The 15,713-nt window shown below is 66.7% G+C and carries 14 protein-coding genes; 11 read left to right on the forward strand and 3 right to left on the reverse strand.

The features are described from left to right. The first annotated feature begins 29 nt into the window (after positions 1-29). The 3 genes from QZL87_RS12285 to argC all read left to right on the forward strand — a co-directional run bounded on the left by QZL87_RS12285 (position 30) and on the right by argC (position 3,458). Entirely contained in the window at positions 30-1,496 is a 1,467-nt protein-coding gene (locus QZL87_RS12285) for a leucyl aminopeptidase family protein (RefSeq protein ID WP_295319759.1), read from the forward strand. An 85-nt stretch (positions 1,497-1,581) separates the two neighbouring features. Then, positions 1,582-2,526 (forward strand): C40 family peptidase, encoded by a 945-nt coding sequence (locus tag QZL87_RS12290; protein ID WP_295319762.1) that lies wholly within the window; start codon positions 1,582-1,584, stop codon positions 2,524-2,526. A gap of 5 nt (positions 2,527-2,531) precedes the next feature. Then, positions 2,532-3,458, forward strand: a complete 927-nt coding sequence (argC, locus tag QZL87_RS12295; protein ID WP_295319764.1) for an N-acetyl-gamma-glutamyl-phosphate reductase — start codon at positions 2,532-2,534, stop codon at positions 3,456-3,458. A 192-nt stretch (positions 3,459-3,650) separates the two neighbouring features. On the opposite strand, the gene QZL87_RS12300 is transcribed toward argC, so the two are convergent. Further along, the gene (locus tag QZL87_RS12300) at positions 3,651-3,866 is read right to left on the reverse strand and encodes a hypothetical protein (protein WP_295326872.1); all 216 of its coding nucleotides are present in this window, start codon (positions 3,864-3,866) and stop codon (positions 3,651-3,653) included. Positions 3,867-4,037: 171 nt separating this feature from the next. On the opposite strand from QZL87_RS12300, the gene QZL87_RS12305 reads away from it, so the two are divergent. Then, positions 4,038-5,381 (forward strand): sorbosone dehydrogenase family protein, encoded by a 1,344-nt coding sequence (locus QZL87_RS12305; protein WP_295319765.1) that lies wholly within the window; start codon positions 4,038-4,040, stop codon positions 5,379-5,381. Positions 5,382-5,494: 113 nt separating this feature from the next. Here QZL87_RS12305 and dnaN read toward each other — a convergent pair whose 3' ends face one another. Continuing rightward, on the reverse strand, positions 5,495-6,610 hold the full coding sequence (dnaN, locus tag QZL87_RS12310) for a DNA polymerase III subunit beta (protein ID WP_295319767.1): 1,116 nt from the start codon (positions 6,608-6,610) through the stop codon (positions 5,495-5,497). Between the two features lie 170 nt (positions 6,611-6,780). Here dnaN and QZL87_RS12315 point away from each other — a divergent pair, with 170 nt between their 5' ends. Further along, positions 6,781-7,278 (forward strand): hypothetical protein, encoded by a 498-nt coding sequence (locus tag QZL87_RS12315; protein ID WP_295319769.1) that lies wholly within the window; start codon positions 6,781-6,783, stop codon positions 7,276-7,278. A 162-nt stretch (positions 7,279-7,440) separates the two neighbouring features. On the opposite strand, the gene QZL87_RS12320 is transcribed toward QZL87_RS12315, so the two are convergent. After that, complete coding sequence (locus QZL87_RS12320) at positions 7,441-8,322, reverse strand: LysR family transcriptional regulator (RefSeq protein WP_295319771.1); 882 nt, start codon at positions 8,320-8,322, stop codon at positions 7,441-7,443. 152 nt (positions 8,323-8,474) lie between these two features. On the opposite strand from QZL87_RS12320, the gene QZL87_RS12325 reads away from it, so the two are divergent. The 6 genes from QZL87_RS12325 to QZL87_RS12350 all read left to right on the forward strand — a co-directional run bounded on the left by QZL87_RS12325 (position 8,475) and on the right by QZL87_RS12350 (position 15,606). Continuing rightward, the gene (locus QZL87_RS12325; RefSeq protein ID WP_295319772.1) at positions 8,475-8,804 is read left to right on the forward strand and encodes a UrcA family protein; all 330 of its coding nucleotides are present in this window, start codon (positions 8,475-8,477) and stop codon (positions 8,802-8,804) included. Positions 8,805-8,982: 178 nt separating this feature from the next. Beyond that, on the forward strand, positions 8,983-11,148 hold the full coding sequence (locus QZL87_RS12330; protein WP_295319774.1) for a prolyl oligopeptidase family serine peptidase: 2,166 nt from the start codon (positions 8,983-8,985) through the stop codon (positions 11,146-11,148). Further along, positions 11,145-11,633 (forward strand): GAF domain-containing protein, encoded by a 489-nt coding sequence (locus tag QZL87_RS12335; protein ID WP_295319776.1) that lies wholly within the window; start codon positions 11,145-11,147, stop codon positions 11,631-11,633. Before QZL87_RS12330 ends, QZL87_RS12335 begins: the two co-directional genes overlap by 4 nt. A 362-nt stretch (positions 11,634-11,995) precedes the next feature. Continuing rightward, the gene (locus QZL87_RS12340; protein ID WP_295319777.1) at positions 11,996-12,823 is read left to right on the forward strand and encodes a glycine zipper 2TM domain-containing protein; all 828 of its coding nucleotides are present in this window, start codon (positions 11,996-11,998) and stop codon (positions 12,821-12,823) included. A gap of 245 nt (positions 12,824-13,068) precedes the next feature. Further along, complete coding sequence (locus tag QZL87_RS12345) at positions 13,069-13,596, forward strand: hypothetical protein (RefSeq protein ID WP_295319780.1); 528 nt, start codon at positions 13,069-13,071, stop codon at positions 13,594-13,596. Between the two features lie 159 nt (positions 13,597-13,755). Then, the gene (locus QZL87_RS12350) at positions 13,756-15,606 is read left to right on the forward strand and encodes a gamma-glutamyltransferase family protein (protein WP_295319782.1); all 1,851 of its coding nucleotides are present in this window, start codon (positions 13,756-13,758) and stop codon (positions 15,604-15,606) included. The last annotated feature ends 107 nt before the right edge of the window (positions 15,607-15,713 follow it).

The raw sequence follows: 15,713 nt of genomic DNA on the forward strand, positions 1-15,713 counted from the left end.
AGTTTCCCGACCGGCCTAGCACGGCTCGTATGACCGACTATTCCGACATGATCCAGCCCGACAAGGGACAGGATGCCCGCCCCATCCATCTCGTCGACAAAAAGACTTATGACGAGTGGCTGAAGGGCCGCAGCGCGCGCGAACGCGCCCATCTGGCGGCGGTCGGCTTCAAGCCCGATGCGTTCGTCCATGCGATCCTGCCGGGCGACGATCCCGAAAAATGGGCGGTCGTCACCACCGTCGCCGATGTCGCGAGCCTGTCGGCCTGGTGCCTCGCCAAGCTGGGCCAGATCCTGCCCGAAGGCCGCTACCGGCTCGAAGGCCAGCAGCCCGGCAAGGCGCTGTTCGGCTGGATGAGCGCGCAATATCGCTTCGACGCCTATAAATCGAAGGCGCCCGCCAAAGGACCGCGCGTCCTGCTGACCACCGACGTCGGCACGATCGCGCCCATCGTTGCCGAAATGCGCGCGGTCGCGCTCGTCCGCGACCTCGTCAACACGCCCGCCGCCGACATGGGGCCCGCCGCGATCGAGAAGGCGGCCGAACGCATCGCCAAGGCGCATGGCGGCAAACTGACCGTCACCAAGGGCGAGGCGCTCGAACAAGGCTATCCGATGATCCACGCGGTCGGCCGCGCCGCGGCGAAGCATCACGCGCCGCGGCTGATCGAGATCGAGTGGGGCAAGGAGGATCATCCGCGCGTCGCGCTCGTCGGCAAGGGGATCAGCTTCGACAGCGGCGGGCTCGACATCAAGCCCGCAGCGGGGATGCGGCTGATGAAGAAGGATATGGGCGGCGCGGCGCATGTGCTCGCGCTCGCCGAACTGGTGATGGCGAGCGGGCTGCCGGTGCGGCTCCACTGCCTCGTCGCAGCGGCCGAAAATGCGATCTCGTCCGACGCCTTCCGTCCCGGCGACGTGCTGAAAAGCCGTAAGGGTTTGACGGTCGAGATCGGCAACACCGATGCCGAAGGACGGCTCGTACTCGGCGATGCGCTGGCGAAGGCGGGCGAGGCCCAGCCCGAGCTCATCGTCGATTTCGCGACGCTGACCGGCGCCGCGCGCGTCGCGCTCGAACAGGCGCACGCCGAGCTGCTGTCGCATGCCGGTCAGCGTCACGCCGCGCGCGTCGCGCTCGGCCCCGACCTGCCGCCGCTCTTCGCCAACGACGACGCGCTTGCCGAAGCGATGATCGCGGGCGGGATCGAGCGCGACGATCCCTTGTGGCGCATGCCATTGTGGGATCCCTATGCCGACCTGCTCGAAACCGACATCGCCGACCTCGGCAATGCGGGCAGTTCGCCCTTCGCAGGGTCGATCACCGCCGCGCTGTTCCTGAAACGCTTCGTGCCCGAAGGCACCGCCTGGGCGCATCTCGACACCTTCGCCTGGCGTCCCTCGGCCAAGCCCGGCCGGCCAAAGGGCGGCGCGGCACTGGGATTGCGCGCGGCGTGGGCGATGCTCCAGACGCGCTACGACCGGCGGGCGAAGGGCTGAACATTCTTGATAAAGCCGGTCCTGCTGGTCTAATGGCGCGCGATTGTCCGCGCCCGGCGGACCCCGGGTTTCAACAGGACGGCAAGTGACAGCAGACAGCGGCGAAAATTCAGCGGCCAATCGCGTGCGCATGGGACGCCCCGGCGCCGCTGGCGCGGGCCGTGACCGGTTCGGTCTGACCGGAAGGTCGCAGGACTTCGATCCGCGCGTCGTCGCGATCCGTCCCGACCTCGCCGATATTGCCGTCGCCGGTACGCATTTCGCGCCGCATTATGCCGCGCCGATGATGCGCAGCGGCGTCCTGCCCGCCGCGGCGCTGCGCGCCTCCCCCTCGGTCGATGCCGACCAGACGAGCGAATTGCTGTTCGGCGAAGGCTTTGCCCTGCTCGACCTTACCGGCGGCTGGGCGTGGGGTTATTGCCTCGCCGACCATTATGTCGGCTATCTCGCCGCCGAGGCTCTTGCGGCCCCGATCGCGCCGACGCACCGCGTCGAAATGATCGAAGCGATGCTCCACAGCGCGCCCGACGCCGCGAGCGGCGGACCCGCCGTGCTGCCGCGCGGCGCGCTGGTGATGGGCGAAGTCGAGGGCGAATGGCTCGCGACTTCGCACGGCTATCTGCCGCTCGCCGCGCTCGCCGAAGTGGGCACGCAAGACAGCGATCCCGCCGAACTCGCCGAACAGATGATCGGCACCCCTTATCTTTGGGGCGGACGCACCGCGAAGGGCGTCGACTGCTCGGGCCTAGTCCAGCTCGTCTGGGGCGCGGCGGGGGTGCAACTGCCGCGCGACAGCGACCTTCAGTTGGCCGCGCTCGGCCCCGACAAGGACGTCGATCCGGCGGCGCTCGCGCGCGGCGACCTGGTCTTCTTTCCCGGCCATGTCGGCATCATGGCCGACGACAAGAATATCATCCACGCGAGCCGACGATGGATGGCGGTGAAGGCCGAGCCGCTGGCCGACGTCATCGCGCGTTCGGCCGCAAAGGATCATGATCCGCCGGTGAGCGGATATAAAAGACTGCGATAATCATCATGACACAGACGGTTTTCATCGACGGCGCGGCGGGAACGACGGGCCTCGAAATCGCCGAACGCCTCGCCGGGCGGAGCGAATTTTCGCTGATCGCGCTGGACGAGGCGCGCCGCAAGGACGTCGCGGCGCGGCGCGAGGCGCTGAACGACGCCGATTTCGTCATCCTCTGCCTGCCCGACGATGCGGCGCGCGAAGCGGTGGCGATGATCGAGGGCGGTCGCACGCGCGTCATCGACGCCTCGACCGCGCATCGCGTCGCGCCGGGCTGGGTCTATGGCTTCCCCGAAGTCAGCGGCCATGACGCCGTGGCCGCCGCGGCGCGCGTGTCGAACCCCGGCTGCTATTCGACCGGCTTCATCGCGCTCGTCGCGCCGCTGGTGCGCGCGGGGCTGCTGCCCGCCGACTGGCCCTATATCTGCCACGCGGTCAGCGGCTATTCGGGCGGCGGCAAGGCCTTGATCGAACGGTTCGAGCAGGACCGCGACATCGCATGGCGCGGCTATGCGCTGGCGCTCGGCCACAAGCATCTCCCCGAAATGCAGGCGCGGTGCGGCCTTTCGATCGGCCCGCTCTTCTCGCCCGCCGTGATCCCGGCGCATCGCGGCATGGTCGTCGAGGTGCCCTTGCCGCTGAACGCGATGCCGGCGGCCGCATCCCCCGATGCGTTGCGCGCCACGCTCGCCGATTTCTATGGCGACAGCCCGATCGTCGTCATGGGCGCAGCGCCCGAAAGTGGCGAGATGCTGCTTCGCGCGTCCGACCCCGGCGACGACCGCATCGAATTGTTCGTCTTTGCCAATGCGGATGCCAGCCAGGCGCGCCTCGTCGCGCGGCTCGACAATCTGGGCAAGGGCGCGAGCGGCGCCTGCGTCCAGAACCTCAACATCATGGCGGGGCTGCCCGAGACGGCCGGTTTGCGTCTGTAGTCCAAGCCCGTCATTCCCGCGAAGGCGGGAATCCAGCTTTGTTCCCTCTTCGCGCCTTTGCGCCTTTGCGTGAGATTTTCAAAGACTCACGCAAAGACGCAAAGGCGCGAAGAAGGTCGCGAACGATAGGAAGAAGCTGGATTCCCGCCTTCGCGGGAATGACGAAGGAAAATAGTCGCCCGGCGAAACCGATCAATGCACCGTGTCGAGCACGTCCTCGACCGACAAATAGGTGATCAGCCGTTCGATCTGGCGCCAGCGCGCGAAATGGAGATGGTTGCCGAGGACGCGATATTGCTCGGCGCGCGCGGCGGCCGCGAAGCCGGCTTCCTCGCCATGCAGGCTGATCAGCGCATGGGCGTCCTCGACCGCGGCGCGATCGGCAAGAAAGGGGGCTGGCAGGTGCATCGGTTCCTGGTCCATTACTCGGAGCCCTTCCCTATGCCCCCGCGTCTCACCGCGCCGTTCCCAACCGTGATGAACGAACGGGTAAGGTTAATCGCCGCGCCTCACCGGTTAACCCTGCGTCCGCGCGCGCGACCCCTTTGCCGCCGCGATTTGCGCGTGTAGACAAGGGCCATGCGCAAGATCCTGAAATATGCCGCCCTCGCCCTGCTCGTGCTGCTGATCGCCGGCGGCATCACGCTCTATGTCATGTCGCGGCCCGACGTGGCGCGCTTCTCGACCGCCGAACTCAGCGGCCGGGTGCCGGTGATGGCCTCGCAGCGCACCGAGACATTTCCGACGATCAACGTGCCCGAGGCGACGAGCTGGCCCGCGGGCCAGGCGCCGCGCGCCGCGCAAGGACTGACGGTCGCACGCTTTGCCGAGGGTCTCGATCATCCGCGCACGATTCTGGTGCTGCCCAACGGCGATGTGCTCGTCGCCGAATCGCAGAGCCCGCCGCGCAAGGACGGCGGCGTGCAGGGCGCGGTGATGAAGAATCTGATGGGCAAGGGCGGCGCGGGCCGCAAGCCGTCGGCGAACCGCATCACCCTGCTCCGCGACGCCGACGGCGACGGCAAGGCCGAAGTGAAGACCGCCTATATCACCGGCCTCAACTCGCCCTATGGCATGGCGCTGGTCGAGGGCACGCTCTATGTCGCCAACACCGACGCGCTGCTCGCCTTTCCCTATGTCGAGGGTGAGACCAAGATGAGCGGCAAACCGGTGAAGGTCGTCGATCTGCCCGCGAAGGGCACCAACCGCCACTGGACCAAGAGCCTCGTCGCTGCGCCCAACGGCTGGCTCTATATCGGGGTCGGCGCCGATTCGAACATCGGCGAGGCGGGGATGAACCGCGAGTTCCGCCGCGCGAGCGTGCTCGAGGTGCGGCCCGAGAACAAATATATGCGCACCTTCGCCGCGGGCATCCGCAACCCCGTCGGCCTCGCCTTCTATCCCGGCTCCGACCGACTGTGGACGGTCGTCAACGAACGCGACATGCTCGGCAGCGACCTCGTCCCCGACTATCTGACCGACCTCGACGAGGGCGATTTCTATGGCTGGCCCTGGTATTATTGGGGCGGCTTCATCGACCCGCGCGTCGAGCCCGAGGCCGAGGATCGCCGCCAATATGTCAAGCGCCCCGAATATGGCCTCGGCGCCCACACCGCGCCGCTCGGTTTCACCTTCACCGACGGCCTCGACCTCGGCGAACGCTGGGCGGGCGGCGCGCTGATCGCCCGCCACGGGTCGTGGAACCGCGAGCCCGTCACGGGCTATGACGTGGTGTTCGTCAAGTTCGGTGCGAACGGCAAACCGGTCAACGCCCTGCCGATCACCCTGCTCGACCAGTTCCTCGGCAAGGACGGCGAGACCACCCGTGGCCGACCCGCCGACGTCAAGGTCGCAAAGGATGGCAGCGCGCTCGTCGCCGACGACACCGGCGGTGTGATCTGGCGGGTCGCGAAGGCGGGATAAAGAAAAAAGGAAAGCGGAGCAGGAGAAGATCGTCGCCCCCGCGCAGGCGGGGGCCGCTATCGGCCTTGCGTTACCTCTCCAGCGGCCCCCGCCTTCGCGGGGGCGACGCCAGACTATACCCGCATCGGCATCAGCACGTACAGCGCCGGACTCTTCTCGCTTTCGCGGATCAAGGTCGGGGCGTTGGCGTCCGCCAAATGCAGCTCGACATTGTCGCCATCGACCTGCCCCAAAATGTCGCTGAGGTAGCGCGCGTTGAAGCCGATCTCCATCGCATCGCTGTCATAACCCGCCGCGAGTTCTTCGGCCGCGGTGCCATTCTCGGGGCTGGTCACGCTCAGCGTGATGCGATCCTTGTCGAGCCCGACCTTGACCGCGCGCGTCTTTTCGCTCGCGATCGTCGACACGCGGTCGACGCCCTGGAACAGACTCTTCGGATCGACCTTGAGCAGTTTGTCGTTCGCGGTCGGGATGACGCGGCTGTAATCGGGGAAGGTGCCGTCGATCAGCTTCGAGGTCAGCACCGCATGGCCGAGCTGGAAGCGGATCTTGCTGGCCGACAGGCTGATTTCGACATTGCCCTCGGCCTCGTCGAGCAGCTTGCGGATCTCGCCGACGCATTTGCGCGGCACGATGACGTCGGGCATCGACGCCGCGCCGTCGGGGCGCGTGACGGTGTAGCGCGCGAGGCGGTGGCCGTCGGTCGCCGCCGCCTTCAGCACCGGACCCGTCGCATCCTCGGCGACGTGGAAGAAGATGCCGTTCAGATAATAGCGCGTTTCCTCGGTCGAGATCGCGAAGCGCGTCTTGTCGATGATCTGGATCAGCTCGGCGACGGGCAGCTCGAAATTGGTCGGCAGGTCGCCCTCGGCGATCACCGGAAAGTCGTCGCGCGGCAGCGTCGGCAGGTTGAAGTTCGAACGGCCGGCCTTGACCTGCATCTTGCCCTCGGCGGCCGACAGGCTGACCTCGGCGCCCTCGGGCAGTTTGCGCGCGATCTCGAACAAGGTGTGCGCCGACACGGTGGTCGTGCCCGGCGTTTCCACCTTCGCCGCGATCGTTTCGACGACCTGCAGGTCGAGGTCGGTCGCCATCAGTTTCAATTGGCCCGACGCATCGGCTTCGATCAGGACGTTCGAAAGGATCGGGATCGTATTGCGCCGTTCGACCACCGACTGGACATGGCCGAGGCTCTTCAACAAGACTGCGCGTTCGATCGTCGCTTTCATTCTTAATCCGCCATCCTGTATGTTTCGCGGGAGAAGTCCCTGGGGACAGAGCGTCGCGGGCGATTCGCGCCCCGATTCTGGCCCCTGAAAATGTCCACCTTCCTTAACGCACGCATCGCGGGGTGCAAGCCATGCTTGCAAAGCGGCGGCAATCGCGCGAACGAGACGCGATGCGTCGGCGGGGCTTCCTTTTCCTGATTGCGGTCGCGGCGCCCGCCGCGGCGCTCGCCGCATCGCCCGTCGCGCTGGGCATTTTCGACGGCTGGGGGGCGTTCCGCGATCCCGCCACCCCGCGTTGCTACGCCCTCGCCGCGCCCGCCGCGACGATCGGCACGCCGCGCGTGAAAGCCTATGCCAGCGTCGGTTATTGGCCGAAGTCGCGCATCCGCGGCCAATTCTATGTCCGCCTGTCGAAAGCGCGCGCGCCCGACCGCGAGTTGCGGCTGACGATCGGCAGCCGGCGCTTCATCCTGACCGGCAACGGCGCGCACGGCTGGGCGAGCGACGCGCGCATGGACGCCGCGATCGTCGCCGCGATGCGGTCGGCGCCGAGCATGAGCGTCGAGAGCGGCACGCCCGACGGCCGCGCGATCGCCGACACCTATCGATTGCGCGGAGCGGCGACGGCGATCGACGCGGCGGCGCTGGGGTGTGCGAAGCTGCGCTGAGGCTGGCGAACCGCGCTTGGCGCGCGATCGGCTTAGGCTGAAACACGACCTTCCTTATTCGGTCATCCCGGCGGAGGCCGGGATCTCATCGTCTCGCCCTGACGCGCCGGCGAGATCCCGGCCTCCGCCGGGATGACGATTCAATAGACATTGGCCTGTCGCCTAGCCTCGCCCCAGTTTCGCCAACTCAGCCGCCAGAAAGTCGAGCACCGTCCGCACTCGCGGGACATGGCGCAGCCGTTCGTGCGTCAGCAGCCACAGCCCCGTGGTATCCTCGCTTTTCGGCGGGAGGCAGCGGATCAGGTCGGCTTCGCGATCGGCGAGGAAGGCCGGCAGGACGGTGAGGCCCATGCCCGCCCGCACGCCGGCGAGCAGGCCCGATGCCGTGTCGTATCGCATCACCACCGAATCCTCGAGCCCATATTGGCGCAGCCAGGCCTGATAGGGCTCCCACACGCCGCCGCCGCCGCCGATGAAGGGATGGCCGGCCAGTTCGTCGCGCGTGTGCGGAATGCCGTGGCGGTCGGCATAGTCGCGACTGCAATAGACCGTCCACGGATTGTCCGCGATGCGCCGCCCGACGAGACCGCCGCCACTCGGCTGTTTGCTGCTGCGGATCGCGATGTCGGCCGCGCCGGCGGCAAGGTCGCGCGGTTCGTCCGACGTGTCGAGATGAATATGGATGGCGGGATGCGCGGCGCGCAGGTCGCGAAGGATCGGCGGCAGGATCGTCACCGCAAAGATTTCCATCGTCGTCAGGCTGACCGTTCCGCCCGCGTCGCGTGATCGCGCGCCCGCCGCCTCGCCGAAGCGGTTGGCGGCGTCGCGCACGGCCATCGCGCTCGCCAGCATCGCTTCACCGACCGGAGTCAGCGCATAGCCCGCCTGCCGCCGCTCGAACAGGTTGAGCCTAGTCGCCGCTTCCAGCGCGGCGATGCGCCGGGCCACGGTCGTCTGGCTGACGCGCAGCGCCTGCGCGGCGGACAGGGTGCTGCCCGTTTCCGCCACCGCCAGAAAGGCCTTGAGATCGTTCCAATCGTACATGACGCCTTGTGCGCCATAATCGCCCCGGCCTCATTCTGCAATTTTGCAGAATGCCCGCGCAACATCGTTGCTCCTGCCGCGCCGGACGATCGCCTATTTTCATCTGACCGGCTTCCTCCCCTCCTCCCCGAGCCGGACGATGGAGATATAAGATGCAAAAGCTTCTGATCCTCGCCGCCCTTGCTGCCGTACCGACCGGCCAGCCCGTATTGGCGCAAACCGTCCCCGCGAACCCCAGCGTCGCCGTCGCACATCGCGACCTCGACCTCCGGACCGAGGCCGGCGCCAGGACGCTCGACCGCCGGATCTGGCGCGCCGTCGTCGCGGTTTGCGGAACCGCGCCCGATTATGACCTCGAAGGAAAGAATGACGTGCGGCAATGCCGCCGCGACACCCGCCGCGTCGCCTCGGCGCAGGCCGATCTGGCAATCGCCAGCGCGTCGCGCGACCAGAACATCCAGGTGAGTTCGATCCGCAAATAATATCCGGGTCCGTGTTGCAGGGCCCGATAGCCGGGGCGGCGGTCCGGGCACGATCGCCGCCCCGGCGTGCTGCCCGGACAAGACATGCCGCGGGCGATCAAATCCCCTTGCCCGCCCCTTGCCGATCCTTACATACAGGCGCACGATAATTTCCCGAACCAATGAGGATCGCCTTGCCATGCCCCGTAAAAGCCTGTCCGCGCCGCTCGCGCTGGTTGCCCTCGCGATGACGCCGGCGGCGAGCCAAGCGGCGGAGGGGGCGGCCGAGGCGGCGGCCCCCGCCCCGGCGCTCGTCTATCCCGACACCGCGCGCGGCGACACGGTCGACCCGCAGTTCGGCGTCGACGTCGCCGATCCCTATCGCTGGCTCGAGGACGATGTGCGCGTCAATCCGAAGGTCGCCGACTGGGTCGCGGCGCAGAACGAGGTGACCGACGCCTATCTCGACACGCTGCCCGGCCGCGACGCGTTCAAGGCGCGGATGACCGAGCTTTACAACTATGAACGCTTCGGCCTGCCGACCAAGGCGGGAACGCGCTATTTCTACAGCCGCAACGACGGGCTGCAGCCGCAGTCGGTGCTCTATGTCCGCGAAGGGCTGAAGGGCGAAGGCCGCGTGCTGATCGATCCCAATTTGTGGGCCAAGGACGGCGCGACCGCGCTCGCCGAATGGGAGCCGTCGGAGGACGGCAAGCATCTCCTCTATTCGGTGCAGGACGGCGGCACCGACTGGCGCATCGTGCGCGTCAAGGATGTCGCGACCGGACAGGATCTGGCCGACGAGGTGCGCTGGGTGAAGTTCTCCGCGCTCGATTGGGCCAAGGACGGCAGCGGCTTTTATTATTCGCGCTTTCCCGAACCCGAAGCGGGCGAGGCCTTTCAGTCGCTCAACGAGAATCACAGCGTCTATTTCCACAAGCTCGGCACGCCGCAGAGCGAAGACGTGCTGATCCACGCGACCCCCGACAAGCCCAAGCTCAACAACAGCGCGGTCGTCACCGACGACGGCAAATATCTGCTCGTCGTGTCGTCCGAAGGGACCGACGAACGCTATGGTCTGACGCTCCATCCGCTCGGCAAGCCGGGCGCGAAGCCGATCGTGCTGGTCGACGATTATGCGAACAATTGGGAATATGTGACCAACGCGGGCACGCGCTTCACCTTCCTGACCAACAAGGACGCGCCGCGGGGGCGGATCGTCTCGTTCGACATCAAGAAGCCGGGCGAACTGACGCAAATCGTCGGCGAGAATGAGGCGACGCTGGTCGGCGCGTCGCGCGTCGGCAATCGCATCATCCTCTCCTACCTCGGCGATGCGAAGTCGGAGGCGCGGATGGTCGCGCTCGACGGCAAGCCGATCGCCAACATCCATCTCGCCGACATCGGTTCGGCGTCGGGCTTCGGCGGCAAGTCGAGCGATCCCGAAACCTTCTATGCCTTTTCGAGCTATGCGCGTCCGACGACGATCTATCGCTTCGACACGCAGACCGGGAAAAGTGAGATTTTCGCCGAGCCCAAGCTGACCTTCCAGCCCGCCGATTTCAGCGTCGAGCAGCGTTTCTATAAGTCGAAGGACGGCACCGAAGTGCCGATGTTCGTGGTGATGAAAAAGGGTCTCGACCGCAGCAAGGGATCGCCGACGCTGCTCTATGGCTATGGCGGCTTCAACGTGTCGATGACCCCCGCCTTCTCCCCGACGCGGCTCGCCTGGGTCGACAAGGGCGGGGTGCTCGCGATCGCCAACCTGCGCGGCGGCGGCGAATATGGCAAGGCGTGGCACGACGCCGGCCGGCTCGACAAGAAGCAGAATGTCTTCGACGATTTCATCGCCGCGGGCGAATATCTGATCGCCGAAGGCATAGCGGGCAAGGACCAGATCGCGATCGAGGGCGGGTCGAACGGCGGCCTGCTCGTCGGTGCGGTGACCAACCAGCGCCCCGACCTGTTCGCCGCGGCGCTGCCCGCGGTCGGCGTGATGGACATGCTGCGCTTCGACCGCTTCACCGCGGGGCGCTATTGGGTCGACGATTATGGCTATCCGTCGAAGGAAGGCGATTTCAAAAATCTGCTCGCTTACTCGCCCTATCACAATATCCGCGACGGCGTTTCCTATCCGGCGGTGCTGGTGACCACCGCCGACACCGACGACCGCGTCGTGCCGGGACACAGCTTCAAATATACGGCGGCGCTCCAGCACGCGAAGGCGGGCGACAAGCCGCACCTGATCCGCGTCGAAACCCGCGCCGGCCACGGCAGCGGCAAGCCGACCGACAAGATCATCGCCGAAGCCGCCGACAAATATGCCTTTGCGGCGAAGTGGACCGGGCTCGCGGTCGAACAATGAGCTATGCCCTCTCCTTCTCGGCCACCGATCCGGTCGAATTGTGGGCCGAGGCGGGCGACGCGGCCGCGGCGCTCGTCGCGGGCGAGCGCGACGGCATCGCCAATATGGCGAATGTCGCGGCGCTGATCTGGCAGGCGATCCCCGATTTGAACTGGGCGGGCTTCTACCGCTTCGACGGGAGCGAGCTCGTGCTCGGCCCCTTCCAGGGCAAGGCCGCGTGCATCCGCATCGCGCTCGACAAGGGGGTGTGCGGTGCCGCCGCGCGGCTGCGCGCCACGCAGCGCGTCGACGACGTCCTCGCCTTTCCCGGCCATATCGCGTGCGACGCCGAGAGCCGCAGCGAACTCGTCGTTCCGGTGATCGCCGACGACCGGCTGGTCGGCGTGCTCGATCTCGACAGCCCGAACCCCGCGCGCTTCACCGCCGCCGATCAGGCCGGCGCCGAGGCGCTGGTGGCGCGTATCGCGGCGGCGCTTGCGTCCTGAAAAGTCGCCATCGGCGGAAAGACCGCGCAGCAATCGCGCGCGGCCGTTTCGGGGTGGTGAGCGGACGTTGAGCTGTTGAACTGGTTTCCCCTCCCGCAGGCGGGAGGGGCAGCGAAACTTGCGAACTTGTTCGCTAGTTGCAGCGGGGTGGGCAATCGCGGCGTCGCTGCCCACCCCCAACCCCTCCCGCAAGCGGGAGGGGAGATCAACGGCCGCAATCGGCCGAAACCCGCCCCGCAGATCCTCCAACCCTGACCCAAAACGGGACGAATTCTTCAAGGTTAACGGAATCGCGAACAGGCGCTAAATTTGCTAACAAATTGTTAACCAATCGGTTCGGCCGAGGGAACAGGGAGCAAGTCATGCGCACGTTCGTGTTGTTGGGGTTGGCCGCGGGGTCGTTGTTGCTGGCGGGCCATGCGCGCGCCGAGCAGCCGGCGCTCGATTATGGCGTCCCCGCCGATCCCGATACGCGCGTCTACACCGGCTATCCCGACCGCGTGCCGAGCGAGGTCGACTATCGCACCGTCGATGGCACCTATGACGCCGAGGGGCGCTGGACCGGCACATGGGACGGCACCTATGAAGCGCCCGACGGCCGCCGTTACGAGGGCCGCTACGAAGGCACGGTCGAGGGCCGTGGCGCGGGCTATCCCCCGCCGCCCGCCTATGATCCCTATTATGGCGGCGGCTACGACCCGCATTATGAGGCAGAGATGGAACGCCGCTGTGGCCGAGGGGGCACAGTCGGCGGCGCGGTTGTCGGCGGGCTCGTGGGGGGCGTCGCCGGCAACCGCATTGCCGGCCGCGGCGACCGTACCGCCGGCACGCTGATCGGCGCCGGGGTCGGCGCGCTGGCCGGCTCGGCGATCGGCAGCGCCGCGGACAAGAAGAAATGCGAGCAATGGTGGTCGAGCCGCGGCGCCCGCTATCAGGGCGGATATTATCAAGGCGGTTATTACCCGGGCGGCACTTCGACGACCTATCGCCATGGCGGCTATGGTTATGGCTACGGCTATTATACGCCCGGCGTCGTCGTGACGACGATCATCAACGGCGCACCCGTCGTGACCGAGACGGTCGAGACCTCAACGCGCACCTATTATGAAAATGTGCCGGTGCGGAAACGCCATGTCGCCAAGAAGAAGTGGAAACCGAAACGCAAGCCGGTACCGCGCTGCGTCTGCTGAAGTGTCATGAGATAGGTCTGGTCACCTATTATCTGGTCTCGAGGCCCGTCATCCACCGGATGGCGGGCCTTTCCTTTTCACACCCTCGCTTTGTCGCCTCCGCGCAAAGGCTCGCCAGATGAACGCCAGCAAAACCAAGGCTGAACGCCAGATAAGCGCCGGGTTCAGCACCGTGTCACGGGCGTTCCTCTAAACCATCGTTAACAGGCTGCTCCTGCCGCCTGCGCTTTTGAGGAGACCGAACCATGGCTATCAAGACCAACCTGACCCGGGCCGCAATTGGTGCGGCCACCGCCGGCGCGATGCTGATGAGCGCCGCCCCCGCCGCCGCGCGCGACCGCTATGACCGCGACGGGATCAGCGCGGGCGAAATCATCGCCGGCGCCGTCGTCCTCGGCGGCCTCGCGGCGATCCTGTCGAGCGGCGACAACGACCGCTATGATCGCTACGACCGTTATGACGATCGCTATCGCTATGACGATCCGCGTTATGGCTATAGCTATGATTACAACCGCTATGGCAACAGCCGCAGCGCGATCCGCCAGTGCGTGAACGCCGTCGAACGCGGCAGCCGCCGCTATGGCCGCACCGACGTCACCGAGGTGACCGATATCGACCGCAAGCGCGACGGCTATCGCGTCAAGGGCCGCGTCGTCGTGCGCGACGGCTACGGCGGCCGCTGGGGTCGCGGCGGCTATTATGATCGCGGCAAGTTCAGCTGCGACGTCCGCTACGGCCGCATCCGCGACATCGACTTTTCGGGCCTGCGCTAAGCTCCGAACCTATCGCCTTTCGGCCCGCCCGTGCTCCGCACGCGGCGGGCCTTTTGTTACGCCCGACGCCCGCTTTACCGTATCGGATAGTGATTCCGGCCTTGCCATCGCGGGTATATCCCGCAAAATCGGACTTTTCCTCAGGGGGATCCGAAACCCATGCGTCGCCGTACACTCCTCGCCGCCGTCCCCGCCGCCGCGCTGTTGCCAACCGCGGGCCGCGCAGAAAGCACGAAGCCCAAAGCCGCGCCCGCCGCGCCCAAGGCGGACGCTTCGACGCCGCCGGTCTGGGAAGAAGGCGCCGACCGCTTCGTGCGGCCCGACGTTCATGGCGGCGACAGGGTCGTCGGCGCGAGCTTCGCGTCGCGCACCGCGGCTTATGGTCTCAGCGGCGCGGCGGGAACCGCGCATCCGCTCGCGACGCAGGCGGGGATCGACATTTTGAAGCGCGGCGGGTCGGCGGTCGACGCCGCGATCGCGATCAACGCGTGCCTCGGCCTGCTCGAACCGACCGCGAACGGCATCGGCGGCGACGTCTATGCGATGATCTGGGACCCGAAGACGAAGAAGCTCGCGGGCCTCGCGGGATCGGGCAAGAGCCCGCGCGGGCTCGACCTCGCGACGGTGCGCAGCCGCGCCAAGGGCGGCACCTTGCCCGCCTATGGCGCGATCAGCGTGTCGGTGCCGGGCACCGTCGATGGCTGGTGGACGATGCACCAGCGTTACGGCAAGCTCCCGTGGAAAGATCTGTTCGAGCCGGTCATCGCCCATGCCGAGGCGGGCGCGCCGGTGCCCGACATGATCGCTTATTATATCCGCCGCAGCCTCGCCGGTTTCCGCCAGCCTGGCCGCGGGATAGAGGAAACCGACAATGCGATCCGCACCTATGGGCTGAACGACGGCAAGGGACCGGCGGCCGGGCAGGTTTTCCGCAACCCCAATCTCGCGCGCACCTTCCGCCTGATCGCCGAAGGCGGGCGCGACGCCTTTTACGAAGGCGAAATCGCGCGCACGATCGACGCCTATTTCAAGCGGATCGGCGGCTGGCTGCGCTACGAGGATCTCGCCGCGCACAAGTCCGAATGGATCGAGCCGCACAAGACGGATTATCGCGGCACCGACGTCTATGCGCTCGGCGCGAACACGCAGGGCATCGCGACGTTGCAGATGCTCAACATTCTCGAGTATTTCGACCTGAAAGGCGCGGGCTTCCAGTCGGCGCTGTCGATCCATCTGCAGGCCGAGGCGAAGCGCCTCGCCTATGAGGATCGCGCGCGATATTATGCCGATCCGCATTTTTCGAATGTGCCGGTCGAATGGCTGATCTCGAAGGACTATGCGGCCGAGCGCGCCAAGCTGATCCGCCCCGACCGCCTGCTCACCCCTGTCCACCCGGGGCAGGCGCCGAGCCACGGCGACACCACCTATTTCAGCTGCGCCGACAAGGACGGGATGATGGTGTCGATGATCCAGTCGAACTTCCGCGGCATGGGGTCGGGGCTGGTCGCCGATGGCCTCGGCTTCATGTTCCAGGATCGCGGGCAATTGTTCAGTCTGCAGGACGGGCATCCGAACATCTATGCGCCCGGCAAGCGGCCGTTCCAGACGATCATCCCGGGCTTCGCGGCGCGGGGCGAGGTGCCGTGGATGAGCTTCGGCGTGATGGGCGGCGACATGCAGCCGCAGGGGCAGGCGCAGATCATCATCAACCGCGTCGATTACGGGCTCGAGATCCAGTCCGCCGGCGACTCGCCGCGCTGGCACCATGAGGGATCGTCCGAAACGATGGGCGAGGATTCGCCGGATCTCGGCCCGAACGGCATGTTGCGGCTCGAAAGCGGCGTGCCCGAGGCGACCCGGCGGCGGCTCGCCGAGATCGGCTGGACGCTCGGCGAATCCGACGGCGGTTTCGGGCGCTATCAGTGCGTCGAACATCGCATGGACGGCGACACCCGCGTCTATGCGGCGGCGAGCGAAATGCGCGCCGACGGATGCGCGCTCGCTTATTGAGGCGAACCGGCGGCCAAATAATTCCGCATAATTATCAAACAGGATATACGAAATTTACCTTCCCTGTTTAGGAGTGGCGTTCGGGACCAAAAGGATAACCGTCCGAG

This window comes from uncultured Sphingopyxis sp., assembly GCF_900078365.1.
Taxonomy (GTDB): domain Bacteria; phylum Pseudomonadota; class Alphaproteobacteria; order Sphingomonadales; family Sphingomonadaceae; genus Sphingopyxis.